General features: G+C 38.1%; 21 protein-coding genes. 9 read left to right on the top strand and 12 right to left on the bottom strand.

Annotation, left to right across the window (positions count from 1 at the left end):
- Positions 1-90 precede the first annotated feature (90 nt).
- Entirely contained in the window at positions 91-288 is a 198-nt protein-coding gene (locus LPC09_RS23710) for a hypothetical protein (protein WP_231308575.1), read from the top strand.
- A gap of 300 nt (positions 289-588) precedes the next feature.
- Here the strand turns inward: LPC09_RS23710 and LPC09_RS23715 are convergent, their stop codons facing one another.
- From LPC09_RS23715 to LPC09_RS23730, 5 genes are all read right to left on the bottom strand, one after another.
- Entirely contained in the window at positions 589-1,368 is a 780-nt protein-coding gene (locus tag LPC09_RS23715; RefSeq protein ID WP_231308576.1) for a transposase, read from the bottom strand.
- A gap of 22 nt (positions 1,369-1,390) precedes the next feature.
- Complete coding sequence (locus tag LPC09_RS27510) at positions 1,391-1,567, bottom strand: magnesium chelatase subunit ChlI family protein (protein WP_331275816.1); 177 nt, start codon at positions 1,565-1,567, stop codon at positions 1,391-1,393.
- Between the two features lie 170 nt (positions 1,568-1,737).
- Positions 1,738-2,172 carry an ATP-binding protein gene (locus LPC09_RS27515; protein ID WP_331275788.1) on the bottom strand — a complete coding sequence of 145 codons (435 nt, stop codon included), beginning with the start codon at positions 2,170-2,172 and terminating at the stop codon, positions 1,738-1,740.
- 123 nt (positions 2,173-2,295) lie between these two features.
- Complete coding sequence (locus LPC09_RS23725) at positions 2,296-2,811, bottom strand: hypothetical protein (protein WP_098795669.1); 516 nt, start codon at positions 2,809-2,811, stop codon at positions 2,296-2,298.
- 41 nt (positions 2,812-2,852) lie between these two features.
- Positions 2,853-4,466 carry a lipase chaperone gene (locus LPC09_RS23730; protein WP_098795670.1) on the bottom strand — a complete coding sequence of 538 codons (1,614 nt, stop codon included), beginning with the start codon at positions 4,464-4,466 and terminating at the stop codon, positions 2,853-2,855.
- Positions 4,467-4,646: 180 nt separating this feature from the next.
- Between LPC09_RS23730 and LPC09_RS23735 the strand changes: the two genes are divergently transcribed.
- Positions 4,647-5,621, top strand: a complete 975-nt coding sequence (locus LPC09_RS23735; RefSeq protein ID WP_098795671.1) for an Abi family protein — start codon at positions 4,647-4,649, stop codon at positions 5,619-5,621.
- A 494-nt stretch (positions 5,622-6,115) separates the two neighbouring features.
- Here the strand turns inward: LPC09_RS23735 and LPC09_RS23740 are convergent, their stop codons facing one another.
- The 3 genes from LPC09_RS23740 to LPC09_RS23750 form a co-directional block, all read right to left on the bottom strand.
- On the bottom strand, positions 6,116-6,895 hold the full coding sequence (locus tag LPC09_RS23740; RefSeq protein ID WP_098795673.1) for a transposase: 780 nt from the start codon (positions 6,893-6,895) through the stop codon (positions 6,116-6,118).
- A gap of 43 nt (positions 6,896-6,938) precedes the next feature.
- Entirely contained in the window at positions 6,939-7,547 is a 609-nt protein-coding gene (locus tag LPC09_RS23745; RefSeq protein WP_269217408.1) for an ATP-binding protein, read from the bottom strand.
- Positions 7,548-7,676: 129 nt separating this feature from the next.
- On the bottom strand, positions 7,677-9,293 hold the full coding sequence (locus LPC09_RS23750; RefSeq protein ID WP_231308578.1) for a hypothetical protein: 1,617 nt from the start codon (positions 9,291-9,293) through the stop codon (positions 7,677-7,679).
- A gap of 154 nt (positions 9,294-9,447) precedes the next feature.
- Here LPC09_RS23750 and LPC09_RS23755 point away from each other — a divergent pair, with 154 nt between their 5' ends.
- Entirely contained in the window at positions 9,448-10,101 is a 654-nt protein-coding gene (locus LPC09_RS23755) for a phospholipase D-like domain-containing protein (protein WP_231308579.1), read from the top strand.
- 50 nt (positions 10,102-10,151) lie between these two features.
- Here the strand turns inward: LPC09_RS23755 and LPC09_RS23760 are convergent, their stop codons facing one another.
- From LPC09_RS23760 to LPC09_RS23775, 4 genes are all read right to left on the bottom strand, one after another.
- Positions 10,152-13,214, bottom strand: a complete 3,063-nt coding sequence (locus LPC09_RS23760; RefSeq protein WP_231308580.1) for a recombinase family protein — start codon at positions 13,212-13,214, stop codon at positions 10,152-10,154.
- 438 nt (positions 13,215-13,652) lie between these two features.
- Positions 13,653-13,910, bottom strand: a complete 258-nt coding sequence (locus LPC09_RS23765) for a hypothetical protein (protein WP_231308581.1) — start codon at positions 13,908-13,910, stop codon at positions 13,653-13,655.
- Between the two features lie 117 nt (positions 13,911-14,027).
- Positions 14,028-15,356 carry a site-specific integrase gene (locus LPC09_RS23770; RefSeq protein WP_231308582.1) on the bottom strand — a complete coding sequence of 443 codons (1,329 nt, stop codon included), beginning with the start codon at positions 15,354-15,356 and terminating at the stop codon, positions 14,028-14,030.
- A gap of 105 nt (positions 15,357-15,461) precedes the next feature.
- A complete protein-coding gene (locus LPC09_RS23775) occupies positions 15,462-16,037 on the bottom strand; it encodes a helix-turn-helix domain-containing protein (RefSeq protein WP_231308583.1) in 576 nt (191 codons plus the stop codon).
- Positions 16,038-16,198: 161 nt separating this feature from the next.
- Between LPC09_RS23775 and LPC09_RS23780 the strand changes: the two genes are divergently transcribed.
- The 6 genes from LPC09_RS23780 to LPC09_RS23805 all read left to right on the top strand — a co-directional run bounded on the left by LPC09_RS23780 (position 16,199) and on the right by LPC09_RS23805 (position 19,589).
- The gene (locus LPC09_RS23780; RefSeq protein WP_231308584.1) at positions 16,199-16,399 is read left to right on the top strand and encodes a phosphatase; all 201 of its coding nucleotides are present in this window, start codon (positions 16,199-16,201) and stop codon (positions 16,397-16,399) included.
- A complete protein-coding gene (locus tag LPC09_RS23785; protein WP_231308585.1) occupies positions 16,350-16,580 on the top strand; it encodes a hypothetical protein in 231 nt (76 codons plus the stop codon). Before LPC09_RS23780 ends, LPC09_RS23785 begins: the two co-directional genes overlap by 50 nt.
- On the top strand, positions 16,558-16,713 hold the full coding sequence (locus LPC09_RS23790; RefSeq protein WP_231308586.1) for a hypothetical protein: 156 nt from the start codon (positions 16,558-16,560) through the stop codon (positions 16,711-16,713). Before LPC09_RS23785 ends, LPC09_RS23790 begins: the two co-directional genes overlap by 23 nt.
- 21 nt (positions 16,714-16,734) lie before the next feature.
- Positions 16,735-17,100 carry a hypothetical protein gene (locus tag LPC09_RS23795; RefSeq protein WP_231308587.1) on the top strand — a complete coding sequence of 122 codons (366 nt, stop codon included), beginning with the start codon at positions 16,735-16,737 and terminating at the stop codon, positions 17,098-17,100.
- Positions 17,101-17,159: 59 nt separating this feature from the next.
- Positions 17,160-19,022 (top strand): DNA primase family protein, encoded by a 1,863-nt coding sequence (locus LPC09_RS23800; RefSeq protein WP_231308588.1) that lies wholly within the window; start codon positions 17,160-17,162, stop codon positions 19,020-19,022.
- Positions 19,023-19,346: 324 nt separating this feature from the next.
- Positions 19,347-19,589, top strand: a complete 243-nt coding sequence (locus tag LPC09_RS23805) for a hypothetical protein (protein ID WP_231308589.1) — start codon at positions 19,347-19,349, stop codon at positions 19,587-19,589.
- Positions 19,590-19,597 lie beyond the last annotated feature (8 nt).

Here is a 19,597-nt window from a genome sequence, read left to right on the forward strand (position 1 = left end):
CCGATTTAATCTTTTTTAATGGTTTAGTTCTATTAGCCAATATTTAGTCATTTAATAGAAATAGGGATAAAACATGTGAGGTGACTACTCATGAAAAAACGAGAGTTAATAGAAGCTATTGTTGAGACTCTATACCCAGTAAAAGATTATGATCTCGAAGGAGTATGCTATTCGCTTGGTATGAAACCTTTCGATAGCAATATTGAACCAGCCCCAAAGAAACCTTATTTTAGGAACTGCCTTAATCATTTAGAGTTAAGTAGAGGAGCAATTGTGGAAACCGCTTAAATCATAGAACAAACTATTCGCTGGAGTATACACTAGAACCTTCTCCGTGCTTCACCCATCTTTACAGTCGCATGGTTTTTTAAAAAGTTTTTAGAAACCGATAAATTAATTATTGTTGTTAATTACGAAAAAAACTTTAATATGATATTGAAGAGACCACCATTGTCCCTTCCAGCTAATTTATATGTAATGCTTATTGAACTTGTGTTGGAAAAAATACAAAAGGAGAAATGCTGTGCAAATATAGGAAAAATTGAATATGTGATGAATGGGGACGGTTCCCGTGCTGCTTGTAACCTCCTACACCTTAAACAAAAGATTAGGAGAAACACCCAAAATCCTTGCTGCTTGTCTCAGGGAGAGTCCTTCAATTTTCTTTACCTTTCTTAAAATTTGATTTCTTTGTTCACTAGGCAAGCTCTTTACTTGTGGTATTTCATAGCTCCCAAGGCATTTTTTAATTTCGATTCTTGCTTCATCATCTGTTAGTCTTCTCCTTATGTCGTCGTAGTCCTCTAGACATTTATCTGTATTTTGTAGCTCATTAAACTCTTTAAACCTCGATTGTGCAATTGACCAATTAGGTGAAAACATATGTAGAATATAGTTACATTCGAGTAAATCAGTAGGATATACGCTCTCTCCATAATAACCAAGGCAGCTACTCCACTTCCATTTCTCGGGACTTGTAACGATACCTGCTTTTACTGGATTTTGATGGATGTATCTTGTGACCGTGATCAAATATTCATGTGTCTCTACATTTTCACTTTTAAAACGATCTTGAACAAGGTGACCAGTCGTATGGTATTTCCAGTTGTAATAGCTAGCATAGCTTACACCGATTTTTTTCATAACCAGAGATATCTCCTCATTGCTTTCTTTTACAAGCAAATGAACATGATTTCCCATCAAGCACCAGGCATATACTTTCATAGCTGTCCTTATTTTGTATCTTTTCAAGGTATCAAGAAATTTAATTTTGTCATCATCGTCGTGAAAGATTTCCTGCCTATTTGCTCCTCTATTAATAATATGATAGATCCCTGTACTGCTTTTCAATCTAGCGCTACGAGGCAAACGATCGACCACCTTTCTTTAATTAATGACACTTAAAATTGATTATCGATATAATGGTTTCGTCGCTTCTCCTGTCAAGGAAAAATGAGTACGGTGGTGCTAATTTTCTCAAAAGCATCGCTTCCTTTAGATCTTCATCGGATATCAAGACTTCTCCCTTTATGTCCGCAATTGTTCTCGCTAAACGAATGATTTTAATTTGAACTCGATTACTTAGACCCTTCTTAGTAGAAACTTGTTGTAAAACGTATTGTTACTTTGGTGTCAGGGGGCTGCTTTGAATCAATTGTTCAAAGGGGACCGTACCATTACAAATTTCCTTCCCATATCGGTTGTACTGGTTTTTTCTTGCTGAGACTACGCGTTTTTTTATGTTTCAGAAGAATCAATTCCTTTAAAATCATGTCCTTTAAGGTTCACTGCTTGTAAGGTTAGAAGAATATCAAAGCGATCTAAGATAGGACCAGACACCCGATTTTTGTAGGCTTTTATCTGCTTTTCTGAACAGGTACAATAGTGATCATTTGAGCCGAAGTATCCACATGGACATGGATTCATTGCAGCGATAAAAATAAAGTTTGCAGGGTACGTTACAGTTGAATGAACTCGACTTATCGTCACCGTTTTACTTTCTAAGGGTTGCCTGAGCATATCTAATGTTTTTTTGGAGAATTCCCCTAATTCATCTAGGAAAAGAACTCCAAGATGAGCTAATGACGCCGTGAGGACGAGTGGATAAAAATACGCAAAATATAGATTGATATTTTCTATACCTTCTATATGAATTACGTCGTACTTTAACACTAAACCTCATATATGGTGCTTTTGCAGAAACGATAAATCCCTCCTCTCTCTTTAATTACAAAATAAATAGCCCATCACCTTTAACTTATGTGATGAGCTATCATTACCTTGTTTATATTCTTACTAATTCAGCTTTTCGTATAAACCCGGAAGCATACCGAGAAGTGTGGTTATGATACCTAGTAACGTAAGAGAATTAGCTATTTCAGATGCACTATATATCGACGAGTCATAGCCAGAGATATTAAAAAATATTAAAAATAAAAATGAAAGTAAAATAAAGAAGTAGATTGAAAGTATAGTAATTCTTAAAGTTATTTGTTTAAAGTTTTGTTTAAACCATTCTTGAAATTTCTTTTCTCCAAACAATTCTTTCTTATTAGCAGAAAATGCAAGACCTAAACAAATCAAAGCAAATATTATTGGTAATAGAAATGCTAATAAGATACCAAGCCAACTAGATCCAACCCAAGTAGTAATCAGATCAACTACAAATACTACAGATAAAAGCGCCACAAAGATAATTATATTAAAAATAATAAAAGCATTATCATATTTATTTGTTTCTTTTTTCAAATGCCAGACTAACCCACCTAAAATCATTGTTAGTATAAACAGAAATATTAAATTAAGATTCATATTAATCCCCTTTTCCTAAACCGTGAAATACTGTCACCTATTTACTCTTTGATACTTAATTGTACCTTTTTCTTTAATTCTGCTTTTAAAGTTTTTACATAAAATTCAAGGAAATCCTTTATTGGATATTTAACAAGTTTATCATTTTGAGTAAAGGAGACTCCAGAACTCTTCATATAGCCGATAATTTTCTCCAACGATACAACAAGGGTATCACTTGTTTGATTTTCGTTTATCCACTTTAAGATCACCTTTCTCCAATACTGCGTATCTCCACTAATGTAAAGTTCTCCTGGAATAGGTTGAGACAACAGCAAATCTCGAACCTTCTCTTTTCTCCTCTTCTCTATTTTATCTTCTGTACTTTCATAGTTTGCTACAGTAGAATTCTGTTGATAAGTGTAGTTGCTATAACCGTTATGTCTTATAGAGCCGCGGTCCCAACCATCCGGATGAACCTCGATTGGCCTTAAAGCCGCTCTTCTCATCGTTTCTTGCATTTGTCTTTCGATTTCTTCATCTTCTAGCTCTTTGGCTTTTTGTCTTTGTTTTTGCCATTCCACTTCTCGAGCCCTTAATCGTGCCCTTTGCTTTTCTTCCTCTAGTTTAACTCTTTCTTCCTCTGCTCTGATTCTTTCTTGTTCTTCTCTCAACCTTTGTTGTTCTAACTCAAATTGTTGTTTCCTTTCAGTTAGTTCCTTTAGAAAACCATTTCTCCTCTCATCCTCATTTTCCTTTGAAAGTACAAAATGATTTTGATCGGCATTCACTGACAACGCTCGTGCCAGGGGTACTTCAGAAGATGATAGTTTATAAAAAGTTATATTCCGATCATGTTGTGATATGGGGACGAACCGAAAGATTGTACATAACCGATTAAATACGTCTACATAAGCAATATTTCTAGTGTTAAATTCGTCTGCGCTTGATCCTGTATCTTTCCTAAAAAAGTCTAATAAATCACCTTGTAAATTTCCCTCTAGAAATGTATCCCACAGACTATCTTCATGAGTTTTACTAGTTACATAAGTTTCAGCAGTAAGTAAGGTTCCTTTATTTGTCTCTTCTAAAAAAGAGAGCCAACTATAGTCCACAAATGAAAAGGGCTTAAAACCTTCTTCTTTATAGGTTTTCATTCGTTTGGACAAATGACGAGCATAGCTACCTGAAGTTAACCCCTGATCGATTGCAGTAAAATAATCAATCGCCCATCGTTCACCAGAGTTCGGAAACTTAATGATAAAATCCGGAATAAATGATAGTTTCATTTTGTAATGATACCCTCGATCAATCTCAACGTCGTAGGGTTTCATCTCACCTTCTAATATCTCTTTAAAGATGGTGAGACCAATATCTTTCTTAGATTTAACCTCATGCTTAGAAACATGTTTATCATACGTTGTGGTATTTTCTGAGTAAGAACATTCACTTTCATCATTATGGCGAAAATAAAACGGTCTTCCCTCGTCTTTGGTTAAATTCATATTTACTGGTTTGTTACAGCATAAACAAGTAAACGCACTCTTCTTCGAAAAAACTCGATAATTATCTTCGAACCAACGCTTTACTTCAGGCCGTGTTAAGTTTTGTTGTTCTAGCTCTCTTCTTTTCAGTTCTATGTTAAAGACGGAATTATGTAGGTAGGCCGAATCCAAGCAATACACATCCCTTCTAATCTAATATTTTCTAAGACTATTATATCATTATGTGAAATTATGGAAATGTAATATTCAGAAAAATCAACCTTTAAATGATCATTGAATACTAGGTTTGTAGTTTTTTTGGTAGTTAGCCTTTATAATTAGGATATTAGTTATAAATGGGAGCGATTCATTTTGGTAAAAGGGAAAACAACTAACGGGTTAATGCGCCACCTTAGAGATAAGCATGCCATAGAAATTAGCGGTAGCAAACAGAAAAAAGATTTATTAAATATCGGTTATTATCATGGATATAAAGGATATCGTTTTATCGGACAGGCAAACCACCAAATTCCCTATACCAACTTTGATGAGGTTGTTGGGGTGTATGAGTTTGATACAAACCTTAAAACACTCTTGTATCCAAGAATTATGTTCATTGAAACAGCGATTAAGAACTATACACTTAATACCTTAATTGGAATAGGGCCGGTGGACTTCGATTTTGTTTTTTCACACCTATTAAATGATTATAAGAAAGAAAATACAGGTAATAGTAAGTATAGGGATAAAATGAAGAAACGGCTTGAATTACGGAACAAAATCAACCAACAGATTAGTTACAACTATTCTGAACAAAAGGCCGTGATTTCACACTTCTTCCATAAGAATGAACCGATTCCACTGTGGGCTATATTTGAGGTCATTAATCTAGGAGAATTTGGATTCTTCCTACAGTGTTTAAATCAAAACACTCGAATAGCTATTGCTGAAGATTTAAATATGCACACTACAAATCATAATCAGAATGGAAGAATAGTGGAAGATATTATATTCCTTATTAAAGAGCTTCGTAATGCAGTAGCTCATAACTCTGTAGTCTTTGATTGCAGGTTTAAAAAGACGAATCCGCCTTCTAGGCTGAAGGAATACTTACAAAGTGAAACAGGAATCAACAACATCACTTTTGACACCATTGTTGATTATTTTATCGTTGTAATCTTCCTACTGAAAAAGCTCGGTGTTACCAAAACCGAGTTAAAACAGATTGTCAGGAAGTTCTACGCTGAATCTGAAAAGCTAAGAAGTACAGTACCGATACCTGTTCACACCTCTATTATGGGTTCTGATTTTAGAAATAAGGTGAATAATTTAACAAGCTACATATAGGCTTGTACTTTACGAATAGGATAAACTGTAGTATCATATTATATAACTAATAGCGGTGTATAGCTTCGGCTTACACTTAAGGGGACTGGATGCGTCTGGTCCTCTTTTAATTTTGTCCGGAATCGACAACAACAAAAAGGTCCCCCAAGCGGCTGCATCAGCCAACTCAGTGGGTTTCTCAAATAGTTCTTGAAGATGTAAAGTTGTCATTTTACTCGATAATGAAATACCTCTCTGGTTCCGCCCTTTTCCGGTGCTTTGAATCTTTCCATTTTTCCCTGCTTCATTAATGGTCTCAAAATAACTTGGAAGGTGTGCGTATTATAACTGTCCATCCTCTCATTCATACAATATACAATCTCTTTAACTGCTTTTGGCAGCAGCTCCTCTACCTCAGGCCCTTTGAGTAACGCCTCATGTTTCCCCTTCGTTTTCAGCTTCTTTTGCTTACTTTTTCGAAGCACAGGGACGGTTCCCGTGCTTCTTGCAACCTCCTACACCTTAAACAAAAGATTAGGAGAAACACCCAAAATCCTTGCTGCTTGTCTCAGGGAGAGTCCTTCAATATTCTTTACCTTTCTTAAAATTTGATTTCTTTGTTCACTAGGCAAGCTCTTTACTTGTGGTACTTCATAGCTCGCAAGGCATTTTTTAATTTCGATTCTTGCTTCTTCATCTGTTAGTCTTCTCTTAATGTCGTCGTAGTCCTCTAGACATTTATCTGTATTTTGTAGCTCATTAAACTCTTTAAATCTCGATTGTGCAATTGAACAATTAGGTGAAAACATACGTAGAATATAGTTACATTCGAGTAAATCAGTAGGGTATACATTCTCTCCATAATAACCAAGGCAGCTACTCCACTTCCATTTCTCGGGACCTGTAACGATACCTGCTTTTACCGGATTTTGATGAATGTATCTTGTGACCGTGATCAAATATTCTTGTGTCTCTACATTTTCACTTTTGAATCGATCTTGAAAAAGGTGACCATTCGTATGGTATTTCCAGTTGTAATAGCTAGCATAGCTTACACCGATTCGCTTCATGACCAGAGATATCTCTTCATTGCCTTCTTTTACAAGCAAATGAACATGATTATCCATCAAGCACCAGGCATATACTTTCATAGCTGTCCTTATTTTGTATCTTTTCAAGGTTTCAAGAAATTTAATTTTGTCATCATCGTCGTGAAAGATTTCCTGCCTATTTGCTCCTCTATTAATGATATGATAAACACCTGTACTACTTTTCAATCTAGCACTACGAGGCAAACGATCGACCACCTTTCAATTAATTAATAACACTTAAAATTGATTATCGATATAATGGTTTATTCGCTTCTCCTGTCAAGGAAAAATGAGTAGGTGGTGCTAATTTTCTCAAAAACATCGCTTCCTTTAGATCTTCATCAGATATCAAGACTTCTCCCTTTATGTCCGCAATTGTTCTCGCTAAACGAATGATTTTTATTTGGACTCGATTACTTAGACCCTGTTTACTAGAAACTTGTTGTAAATCGTATTGTTGCTTCGGTGTCAGGGGGCTGCTTTGAATCAATTGTTCAAAGGGAACCGTACCATTACAAATTTCCTTCCCATATCGGTTGTACTGGTTTTCTCTTGCTGAGGCTACGCGTTTTTTTATGTCTTCAGAAGAATCAATTCCTTTAAAATCATGTCCTTTAAGGTTCACTGCTTGTAAGGTTAGGAGAATATCAAAGCGATCTAAGATAGGACCAGACACCCGATTTTTGTAGGCTTTTATCTGCTTTTCTGAACAGGTACAATAGTGATCATTTGAGCCGAAGTATCCACATGGACATGGATTCATTGCAGCGATAAAAATAAAGTTTGCAGGGTACGTTACAGTTGAATGAACTCGACTTATCGTCACCGTTTTACTTTCTAAGGGTTGCCTGAGCATCGCCGTGAGGACGTATGGATAAAAATACGCGAAATATATCCCCCCTAAACAATAAAAAATGCCCACCACGTATTGTGATGAGCAAAATTTGCCGAGTTCTTACTATTATATATAAATAATTTTGAAGGTCTATTCCTGAATGGTTAGCTCAATTTTTTTCTTTAGTTCTGCTTTTATCGTCTTCCTATAAAACTCAAGAAATTCTTTTATTGGATACTTAACCAGTTTATCATTTTTTTGATTAAAGGAAATCCCTGAACTTCTCATATGACCTATAACCTTCTCTAATGAAACAACTAGCGAATCACCTGATTGATTTTCGTTTATCCACTTCAATATTATAATCCGCCAAGCTCTTTTATCCCCATCAATATAGAGTTCACCTTTAATAGGTTGCGATAGCAGTATATCTCTAACCTTCTCTTTTTTCTTTTTATCTGCAGAATCCTCTGTTTTCGTATAACTAGATTCTGGTGGACTTTGTTGGTAGGTATAGATTCCATATCGGTTTTGTCTCTGGGACCTTTGATCCCAACCATCCGGATGAACCTCGATTGGCCTTAAAGCCGCTCTTCTCATTCTTTCTTGCATTTCTCTTTCGATTTCTTCATCTTCTAGCTCTTTGGCTTTTTGTCTTTGCTTTTGCCATTCCACTTCTCGAGCCCTTGATCGTGCCCTTTGCTTTTCTTCCTCTTGTTTAATTCTTTCTTCCTCTGCCCTAATCCTTTCTTGTTCTTCTCTTAACCTTTGTTGTTCTAACTCAAATTGTTGTTTTCTTTCAATTAGTTCCTTTAGAAAACCATTTCTCCTCTCATCCTCATTTTCCTTTGAAAGTACAAAATGATTTTGATCGGCATTCACTGACAACGCTTGTGCCAGGGGTACTTCAGAAGATGATAATTTATAAAAAGTTATATTCCGATCTTGTTGTGATATTGGTATGAAACGAAAGATTGTACATAGCCGATTAAATACATCTACATACGCGATGTTTCTAGTATTAAATTCGTCTATGGTCGCTCCTGTATCTTTCATAAAAAAGTCTAATAAATCACCTTGTATATTTTCCTCAAGAAATGTATCCCACAGACTATCTTCAGGAGTTTTACTAGTTACATAAGTTTCAGCAGTAAGTAAGGTTCCTTTATTCGTCTCTTCTAAAAAAGAAAGCCAACTATAGTCTACGAATGAAAAGGGCTTAAAACCTTCTTCTTTATAGGTTTTCATTCGTTTGGATAAATGACGAGCGTAGCTACCTGAGGTTAACCCCTGATCGATTGCTGTAAAATAATCAATCGCCCATCGTTCCTCGGAGTTCGGAAACTTAATGATAAAATCCGGAATAAATGAAAGTTTCTTTTTGTAATGATACCCTCGCTCAATCTCAACGTCGTAGGGTTTCAGCTCACCTTCTAATATCTCTTTAAAAATGGTGAGACCAATATCTTTCTTTGATTTAACCTCATGCTTAGAAACATGCTTATCATACGTTGTGGTATTTTCAGAGTAAGAACATTCACTTTCATCATTATGGCGAAAATAAAATGGTCTTCCCTCATCTTTGGTTAAATTCATATTTACTGGTTTGTTGCAGCATAAACAAGTAAATGCACTCTTTTTTGAAAAAACACGATAATTATCTTCGAACCAACGCTTAACTTCAGACCGTGTTAAATTTTGTTGTTCTAGCTCTCTTCTTTTCAGTTCAATGTTAAAAACAGAATTATGTAGGTAGGCTGAATCCAAGCTGTACACCATCCCTTCTAATCCAAAAGTCTCTAAGACTATTATATCATCATGTGAAATTATGGAAATGTAAGAATATAAAAGAGTTCTTCTCAATTATACGATTTTATAGATGCTATAATTGATTTAAAAGGTGTTAGTAGGAGGAACGCAAATGGGGATTGCAATTCTATTTAGAAAGAATCTAGAAGGTACTAGCCCTTTCTATCGTGAATTAAACAAATTAGTCTTATGTCCTGGAGAGGGGCTAATACTAAGTAGCGGCTTTACTGGAGTCCAGGATTTTAGTCTGCGTAATAATATTAACCTAGGATTTAGAGGATATAATAATTCGCAATTAATTACACTTTCAGGAAACTTTGGATCCCAATGCACTTGTAAGAGCGATAACCCTAATCCTAGTAATAAATGTCACTACGACCGGTATATAGATTTTGTTCATTATATGAATCAAGGTTGTCATTGTAATCAAAAACGTTTCCTAATCGATACTTACGGAAAGTGGCATGCAAAAATTTCTATGAAAACACGTGATAATGTTCCATTTGCAATGATTGTTGGTAGTAGTAATTTAAGTAAATCAGCACTAGGTTTGAACGGTTCTGGAAACTATGAATCTGACGTTCTAATATGGAGAGATGATTATTTTCCGAACCCAAACTTTCTTGAAGGATTAAATAAGCATGAATACTGGAGGCTTTCACCATATTATCAAGGACAGGAAGCTGATCTTTTAAACAGTCAACACAATGATTTACTAGAATACATAAACAACAATAATAAAGTACATTATGCTCCTTTACAATAAAAAAGGAACCCACCAAGAGGCTCATACACAGCCTACTCAGTGGGTTCTCATTACTTCTTCACCATATAATATTTTCTCTTACTTTGACTGCCTGGTATAAAATCCTTGTGCAACATTCCTTCCTCTATCAATGGTAGTACAATGCTCTTCCTGAAATAGGATTCTGAGATCGTCATCTTCGTGTTCATAAAGGCTAGGATTTCTCCCCATCTCCGAGGTTCCTCACAATATTCCAGTAAGGCAATTACTTCTGGTCCTTTCAAAAACTCTGCCTGTTTTTCTTTTCGTCTTGCATGCCTTTCCGCTTTTCTTTTCAATGAAATCATTTTTTGATAATCTTCATATCTTTCATCCGTCGACCATTCTAGGCCTAGACTTAAATGGTACACAATCTTACCATCCTTATAGACGGTGGCTTGCTCGACAAATCGTTCAAACAGATCTGCAGGGAATGATTGGCTGGTTTCATCGTTCAATTTTTTGATTTCCTTCTTCAGCTCTTTGAATTCATTTCTATAATGCTCTGCTAGCTTTTTACGGTCAGAGAAGTCTTTCAACTGCTGGTGCAGTTTTACTATCTTTTCACTTAGGGCATCCACCCTTTGGTGATCTTGTCCGTCTTTATGCAACTCTTCATCTACTGCCTCATAAAGCTCTTGATTCAACTGTTCCATCCTTCTTTGAGCCTCTACTTCTTGTTTCAGCTCTTGAGCACTTAACACTGTTTGAGCAATGACTCTTTCTACTTCTTGCTGAAATGTCTCGTCTTGTTCAAGCCTTTTTAATAGATTAATAAAGTGCTTTTCAAGATAGTCTTGATGAAAACGTTGAGATGAACAGCCGTTCACAGCGTAATATTTCTCCGCCAGCCTACAAACCCAACGATTGATTTCTTTGGTTCCGTTGGAGCCTCGTCTCTCCAAGCTTCGTTCATACCCTAGTACATTACCGCATTCTCCGCAATACAAGTTCTCTGTAAAAGAAGAATTTTTATGCTGGTCTTTAGAATACTTTTGGTAGTTCAGCTGCTTGAAGGCTTCGCTGCGTTTTTGGATAATGCTTTGTACCTTCTCCCATTCTTCCGGAGCAATAATAGGCTCATGGTGGCCCTCAATATAATACTGGGGTAACTCCCCTTCATTAGGAGCAGTCTTTTCTTCTAATGTATCCACGGTGATATATTTTTGATAAAGATAATCTCCTTTGTAGACCACATTCTGCAGGATACCCTTCACCGTGCTAAGACTCCAGACATCTTTTCCCTTTGGGCTTGGAATGCGATCTTTAGTTAATCCGGTTATGATTTGGGTGTAATTTTTTCCTGCTTGCAATTCCGCATAAATACGACGAACAACTTTAGCTTCTTCTTCATGGATAATCCATTGATGCTTCTCTCCAATCCGATAACCATAGTTGGCGTTTCCTACTTTAATTATGCCGCGCTTGGCCATACTTCTTTTTCCCCATGCGATGGAGTTTCCGATATTTATACTTTCCTCCTGAGCAATGCTACCGAAAATTGTAATCAGCAATTCGCTATCAGCATCTTCTGTATGGATGTTCTCTTTCTCGAAATATATGTGCACCGGTCGAGGGAGAGACTTCAATAACCGGACAGCTTTTAACGTTTCTAATGTATTCCGACTAAATCTTGAAATGCTCTTACAAAGGATTAAATCGATATTCCCACGTGTACATTCATCCATCAGCTTTTTGAAATCCGTTCGATTTTTAAGGGATTTTCCTGATATCCCCTCATCCGCAAATATCCCAGCAAATTCGTATCGAGGATCCTTGAGGATTAAATACGTATAGTAAGCTACCTGTGTTTTATAACTGGTTAGCTGCTCTTCACGATCCGTAGATACCCTACAATAGGCAGCAGTTCTAAGTGGTTTTGTAACCGGCTGGTTTGTTGTTGAGGAGGGATGGTCACGCAAGTTCTTTTCTATTGTCTTCAACATGCTTTGCCCTTTTTTAGGTTCAATTTTGATGACTTCTCTATCCATAAGTGCTTGCATGCTTTCCTCACTCCTTTCTTTCAAATGTCCTTCTGCATCAATGATCTGATATAGTGGTTCATGCTCTTGTTGTTTTTGAAACTTCTTGTTTGATTGACTTTCAAGAATCTCTTCTTTCTGTAGATTATTAGGCATCTCCCCTACGATGGTTTCTGTCCCATCGACCCACTCAATGCGATAATCATCGGGAGAATAAATGACCGCTCCCATCAACCAAGCCCTAAGCTGTTCAATCGTAATGGTTTCTAGAAACTCCTCTATATTTAGGACCGTCTCAAGCCAGCTCAATGTTTGGTTCCGAAAGATTCGATCATCTTCAATCCTGGCGATGTGTTGTTCAAACTCTTTATAGGCTTGTTCTACTTTAGCCAGCTCACCCTTCCCTTCTTTTGCTAACTCCAGTTCAGCCATCCACCTTAATCGGTGAAACTCGAAATGGTCCTTCTGATTAATCTTTTGAAGCACCTTCTTGGCCGTATCGAAAACGGAATTACTCGTCATATCAAATTTCTGTTTGAAGCCCTCCAGCAAAATCTCTCTCAAACGATCTTCTCTAATCGATGTAAAATCACAGGCGCCGATATCACTCGCTTGGCACTTCCAATAGTTCACCCTTCTCGTTGGATAGTTGTTCAACCGATAGCCACAGCGGTGACAGGTCATTCTTCCTGAAAGAGAATGTTTATTCCCTTTTGGTCCTGTGGACTTCCTCTTAGGTTTAATTTCTTCTAAGCGTTTCTGTGTTTGTTCAAATACTTGCATACTAATGATTGGAGGGTGGCAATTTTCAATCGCAATTTCATCTCTCATATGTTTGGTTGTTTTATTGGTGAAAAGGTCTTTTGTTCGAACCCTCGTCAGTTTGTTACCGGTATAGGTCACGTTCGTTAGAATATGTTTTACAGTTGATCCTCTCCACAGGTCTTTGCCTACTGATGTCTTTATCCCTTGGTTTATTAATTCTCGTGCTATTTCAGCCATGGTCATCCCCTGTAAAAACCAGTCAAAGATACGGCGAACAATTACTGCCCCTTCTTCGCTAATTTGAAGGGTATTTCGTCCATCTACTTTCACCACATCATAACCAAGCATCTTATTGTACCGAGGGATGCCTTTCTTGAAGTTCTTTTCAAATCCCCACCTGGTTGATGTTGAAATGGTCTCGATTTCTTCTTGAGCAAGGGCTGCATACGTACTTAGAAGAAATTTATTATATTGGACGGATGTATCAATATGCTCTTTCTCAAACCGTAAAAAGTAGTTTCGTAGTGTTTAAGAACGTGCCTGAAACCCGCATAAAATCGGGGTTTGTTGAAAGCTGATTGTGTATCGTACATTTTCGTTTAGGCTTTTCTCGCAAATTAAAACACCGGATAAACACCAACTATTTCTCTAAAAGTACACTTTTTAAGAAAAAATGTGCTGCAAGGCTTCTTTCCCCTTACAGCACACTCGAATTTGCCTAGTGTACCCGCTTGGAGCACACTTTTTTTTGCATATTTTCGTTCATTGTTTCACCACAAGTATGATTTACTTCTCTTGAACTCGCCTTTCGTGTTGCAAAAATTCCTCGGCTTCACTAAGACGCAAATCCCAATATTTTTGCAATAGGGATATGATTTTCTCATCTTCAACTTCTGCTTCACAAAGAGCCGCAACTGCTTTTTCAATTCCAATTACTCTTTCTTCAAAGGCAGCTTGATCTAACCTTGCGTAGTTATCCTCCCTTATACGTTCCAAAACTTCCCTACCAAATCCTGAAATAGAATCTTTAAAAGTACGTGCCATATCTGTTCCTCCTTAACCATGGTTTTTGTATTAAATTGATTTTATCACATAGTCCTAATCCCAAATTTGAAAAATAATTTCATATCACCCCATCCAAGGCATCGCTGATGGCTGTTGCTACCTTCTCGGCTGTGGAGTTATAAACATGGGCGTAAATATCCTCGGTAGTTTTTGTTTCGAATGCCCTAGGTGCTCTGAGATGAACTTGACCGGCACCCCCGCATTGATGAGTAGTGAAGCATTGGCATGGCGCAAGTCGTGAACGTGTATGTCTGGCAAGTCATGCTTATTCAACAGCTTCTTCAATGTTGAGTTGAGATAAACCCCACTAATGTATTCTCCTTCCATGCCAGTTACCACCGCTCCTCGTTCAATCCATTTTGACCCTAGCGACTCTTTGTATTTTTCTTGCCACTTTTTATGCTCTTTTAAAATGGTAATGAGTTCAGCGGGTATCGCAATCATCCTTAAACTTGATTTGGTCTTTGGTGTTGACAGCTTGTACTGCCCGTCAGCCCGGTAAAGGGTGTAGCGAACATGAAGGGTTCCCTTTTCTAGATCAACATCTTTCCAGTGAAGCCCACAAAGTTCGCCCGACCGCATACCGGTGTACATTAGCGTAGTCAGTGCTACTCTCGCATTGTTGTTGGGTATTTCCTCAAGATATTTTAGAAGCTGCTTGCATTGTTTATCATCAAGGAACAGTTTTTCTTTTTCTGTCCCCCTTGGCGAAGTGGCATGTACCACCGGGTTCTTCCATATAATATCCTTCTTAAGTGCGGTGCTAAAAATCGATGATGTGGCGGTTCTGACTCTGGCAATGGAAGTGCTGTCAATTCCTTTTTCTTCATCGGGTCTTTCTTCCTCGACAAATAGATCGTTCAGCTTTTTGCCAAATGCTCCTGCAATCTTCTCTGCGGTTGGCTTGCTCACACGACCGCCTCTTGCCGCTGTTTTGATGGTATTCAGATTAAGACCAGCCTTTCTTGCGGTGGGCCTTCTTGTCCCGTCACCAAGCAATGATGGGTCTTTCATAATATAGAACCTGCTGATTTTCCCCCTCTTGTGCAGGTGGTTCAGCATTTCATCAATTCTAGCTGTTGTGATGTCCTTGAGTTTCAAATGCCCAATGTATGGTAATACATAAGCCTTCATCAATTCCTTATTGGTATATAGGGTTCTTTCCTTTAACTTGTGTGGTGCAATCTGTTCAAAGTACCATTCGCACAACTCGGAAAACCTCATGTTCTCATTGAAGTTTGTCATTCCCATGCATTTCTTTTCGAATTCATAGGCAAAGGCTGTCGCTAATTTTTCCGCTTTTTTCTCCGTGACGTTTGGCGGTGGTGTAAATGTGGTGGTCTTTCTGATTTGCTTGCCTTCCATATTATAGCCAAGAGAAACCATGATTCTGTAGGTATCCCCCCGCTTTTTGATACTTGGCATTTCGTTTCCTCCTTCCTAGAGAGAATTCATTTCTCTTATGGTATCTATCACTCTAACGGTGTTATAAAGCAAGTATATAAACACCAAAATGTGCGGTAATTTTCTCTAGTCTTCACGCCGTATTCCCCGTTTTTCGAGCTCATTAATAATGAATTCCTGTACATAAGTGATCAAATCCCATGCCCAGTAGCCTTCAACATTTAAACCCGGCATCATCTTTTCCTTCTCGTCTGGTGACATCTGGGCCAGCTTTTTTAAATTCTCCATCTTTAGCGACAAGTCTTCTAGAAAACGATAAAAGTCCACATCTGATAAAAGCTCATCTAACACCGGTACGACTTGTGAACAAGATCCAAATTTATCTGTATCATGTGCCCTTTTAATAAGATTGACCGCTCCTTCTGATAAACCAAGGATTTTATGTACCTCCTTGTTCTCAGAACTAACCCCTGTCAGTAGATAGTCCACAGACACATCAAAATATTTCGCAATCTTATAAAGGTTTTCTGCTGTTGGCTGCGTAGACCCATCCATATACAAACTAACGGTCTGTGGTCGGATACCAATAGTTTTAGCCAGTGCCTTTTGTGTGGTCTTCTCACCTGTGTGAGGATGTTCTTCCATCATGCTTCGTAAGGTTACGGCGAAAATATTATCGTACCCTTTAAATTGAATTTCCACTGAACTTACCTCCGTTTTTACGTTTTACTTGAACTTTATTATTCTAGTTCTATTCTACTTGTTATTTCGTTTTATCTGAATTACCATAATAATAACAAGTAAATCGCAATACTTCAAGCGAAAGTAAAGCGAAACAGAATTTTAAGAAGGAGGTATGTTTCATGGACAAACAGTCACTTGAAGCCGCTGCGAGGGAAGAACGATTGAAATACTTCCGGGAGTGGCGCCGTAATAACGCTGACAAGGTGAAAAAGCACAACAAGAACTACTGGCTTAAAAAGGCAGAGAAAAAACTCAAGGAGGAGAAAGCCCGTGTCGGAAAACAAGAAACCAACCATGCTGACCGTAAGGGAAACGGCTAAAACAGGCATCCTCCCTGAACACGCCTTAAGGCTTCTACTGAAAGCAGGCAAGCTTCCCGCTATCTTCGTGGGCAAGAAGGCATACATCAATTATGAAAAATTATGCGAACAACTCAGCCAACTTGATGGCTCAGATAAACCGGAAGGAGATGATATTTATGGATATCAAAATCGAATGTAAGAACTGCGATCATGTTGCCACAGTTGATGTAAACGGATTGATTAAATCCATGCATGACAGCATCGACAATGATTCCATCTATGCTGGATTTCTTTGCAAGACATGTGCAGATGAACTTTTTGATGAAGACTAAACAAAGAGGAGGTCGGCGGCTATGGAAATCAACGAATTAAAACAACAAAAGATTTGGGTATGTTGGCGTTATGAAATGCAAAAAGGCCGCCGTACCAAAGTCTCATACAACACCAAAGGCTATAAAACTGGCACTACAGAGGAGTATCAGTCTCAATGGACAACCTTTGATAAAGCTAGTGAAGCTGTAGAGCTTCATCAATTTGATGGTGTAGGTCTTGTCCTTCCATCTGGTATTGCTGGAATTGATATTGACAATATCGGTGCTGATAGTGAATTAGCTCAAGAAGTTAGAGTGCTGATGAACACCTATGAAAAACTTCTCCAAGTGGCCAAGGCACCCATCACCTTTTTGAGGTGGATATCAATCAGATACCAGTTTCAATAAATAGTAACTTCATTAAGAAGCTGTCCAAAGATTACTACAGCAAGAACCCACACAACCAGATGGAAATTTACATCGGCGGACTAACTAGTCGCTACCTTACTTTTACAGGAAATGCGATTAGCGATCAGCCTTTAATGAATAGAACCAATGAAGCGCTCACCTTCTTGAACAGATACATGAAAAAAAGTAGTTTCATAGAATCTGAGAATGTTGGTTTCACAGTTAATAACAATTTCGATATTATCGTCACCGCCAGAAAAGCCAAGAATAGCGAGAAATTTATAGCTCTTTTTGACAAAGGTGACATTTCTGGTTATGGCAGCCCTTCAGAAGCTGACCAAGCACTTTGTAATATCCTAGCTTTCTACACCGGCGGAGATATCGAACAAATAGACAGTCTGTTTAGACAATCCAAGCTATACCGGGAGAAATGGGATCGTGATGATTACCGCACATCGACTATGGAAAAAGCCATTGAAGGCTGTCATGACCAGTTCTATACAGGCAGCAAAGACAGACCCTCTTACATCTATTACGATGAGCGCTCCAAACGCATGAAGGTCAACTGTCCTTTGCTGGCAAGTTACGTCCGGGAGAACCTTCATTACATCTTCGTTCGTGATAGTGCCAAAGGCGGAGTTTTACGATATGTCTACGAGGATGGATGTTACCGACTTTATGCGGATGAAATGCTAAAAGGCATCATCAAGAATTACATTACTGCCTTTGATGAAAGTATCTTGCAGATGCGAGATGTGAACGAGGTCTTTGGACAGATCACCACAGATTTGAAATTCAAAACCCATGAGGAGCTGAATGCCGATGAGGATATCATCAATTTCCAAAATGGCATTCTTAGGCTTTCTGATATGAAGCTACTACCCCACAGCCCTAATGTGTTAAGTACCATTCAGATTCCTTGTGATTGGCTGGGAGCACCTAAACCCACACCGGTCTTTGATCAGTTCATGACTGATCTCACCAACAGTGATGCGGAAGTGGAGAATCTGCTTCTGGAGTTTATGGGAGCGACTCTCTCCAATGTAAAAGGCCATCGCATGAAGAAATCACTCTTCATGGTCGGCAAAGGCGATACTGGGAAGTCACAGCTAAAGATCCTGACAGAACGGTTACTTGGAAGTGGCAACTTCATCGGGATTGATCTAAAAGAGATAGAGTCCCGGTTTGGCACCGGTAATCTCTACAATAAGCGACTTGCAGGTAGCTCCGATATGAGTTTCTTGACCGTTGGTGAACTTCGCATCTTCAAACAATGTACCGGTGGGGATAGCATCTTTGCAGAGTTCAAAGGACAAAACGGATTTGAGTTCATCTACAAAGGACTCTTCTGGTTCTGTATGAATCGCCTACCTAAATTTGGTGGCGATGATGGGAAGTGGGTGTATGACCGCATCATGCAGGTCAACTGCAACAATGTCATTCCAAAGGACAAACAGGATAAGCGCCTGCTAGATAAAATGTATGCTGAGCGTGATGGCATTGTTTATAAAACCATCATGGCACTCAAGCAAGTCATAAAGAATGGATACACTTTCACAGAACCACAGTGTGTGGAAAATGCCAGAGCTATGTATATGGCAGATAACAATACAATCATTGCTTTCTTTAATGAATGTATGCAGACACGACCCTTTGAAAAAATCAAAGACAGTTGCACTACCGGTCGAGTCTACAAGGTGTATAAGGCTTGGTGCGTTGATAACAATCATGGCTATGCCAAGACCGCAAAAGAGTTCCGTGATGAATTGGCAGAGTATCTTGACACTACTTTTGCAGATATGACCGTTCGCAGGGGCAAAGGCGGTACTTTCTACCGTAGCTATACCTTAACGGATGAGGCAAAAATCACTTATCAAAGCGCCTATGGCTACGATGAGTTGCCGCTTCTCTCATCTAATTAGTGACAAAGATGAATGTTAGATGACAGTTTTAATGACAGTAATTCCACAATATTATTCTGACAAAACCAAGTAATATCAACACTTTAAGAAAGGTTAGTGACAGAGTGACAGTTCTTTTTAACTTCTAAGGATACAAATAAAAATAAATTAAAAAACAGTATATATAAGAAGAGAGTTAAGAAAACTGTCACTTTTGTCACCAAAACCCATAAACCCCTTGGTATGAAAGGGTTTCAGAGAGTACAGTTCATTCACACAACTGTACCTAACAGTCACTAAATTTATAAAACTGTCACCAAATTTATGGAATGGGAGGTGAAGACTATGGAAGAAATCGATAAACTACCAAAACATCTACTGAAAAATCTGGACTTAGAAAACTTTGAAGTGTTTCACATCATCCCACTGGGCAACTCGCATCCCGTTGTGGTGATGAGAGATAAACGGTCAGATGCTAAAGCTCATTGGTGCATCCAATACCAAGGCTCCGGCTATTATTTTCAAACACTGAATGAAGTGATCCATTATTGCATTTCCCGTAACTGGCTTAAAAATCATAAAAATTAGGAGGAAAC

Source organism: Metabacillus sp. B2-18, assembly GCF_021117275.1.
GTDB lineage: Bacteria > Bacillota > Bacilli > Bacillales > Bacillaceae > Metabacillus.

Coding starts and splice junctions, on each gene's coding strand:
- LPC09_RS23710 (WP_231308575.1), top strand. CDS start 91: ATGAAAAAACGAGAGTTAATAGAAGCTATTGTTGAGACTCTATACCCA.
- LPC09_RS23755 (WP_231308579.1), top strand. CDS start 9,448: ATGGGGATTGCAATTCTATTTAGAAAGAATCTAGAAGGTACTAGCCCT.
- LPC09_RS23795 (WP_231308587.1), top strand. CDS start 16,735: ATGGAAATCAACGAATTAAAACAACAAAAGATTTGGGTATGTTGGCGT.
- LPC09_RS23745 (WP_269217408.1), bottom strand. CDS start 7,547: ATGCTCAGGCAACCCTTAGAAAGTAAAACGGTGACGATAAGTCGAGTT.
- LPC09_RS23800 (WP_231308588.1), top strand. CDS start 17,160: ATGGAAATTTACATCGGCGGACTAACTAGTCGCTACCTTACTTTTACA.
- LPC09_RS23780 (WP_231308584.1), top strand. CDS start 16,199: ATGGACAAACAGTCACTTGAAGCCGCTGCGAGGGAAGAACGATTGAAA.
- LPC09_RS23770 (WP_231308582.1), bottom strand. CDS start 15,356: ATGCCAAGTATCAAAAAGCGGGGGGATACCTACAGAATCATGGTTTCT.
- LPC09_RS23765 (WP_231308581.1), bottom strand. CDS start 13,910: ATGGCACGTACTTTTAAAGATTCTATTTCAGGATTTGGTAGGGAAGTT.
- LPC09_RS23805 (WP_231308589.1), top strand. CDS start 19,347: ATGGAAGAAATCGATAAACTACCAAAACATCTACTGAAAAATCTGGAC.
- LPC09_RS23790 (WP_231308586.1), top strand. CDS start 16,558: ATGGATATCAAAATCGAATGTAAGAACTGCGATCATGTTGCCACAGTT.
- LPC09_RS23725 (WP_098795669.1), bottom strand. CDS start 2,811: ATGAATCTTAATTTAATATTTCTGTTTATACTAACAATGATTTTAGGT.
- LPC09_RS23760 (WP_231308580.1), bottom strand. CDS start 13,214: ATGCTTGGTTATGATGTGGTGAAAGTAGATGGACGAAATACCCTTCAA.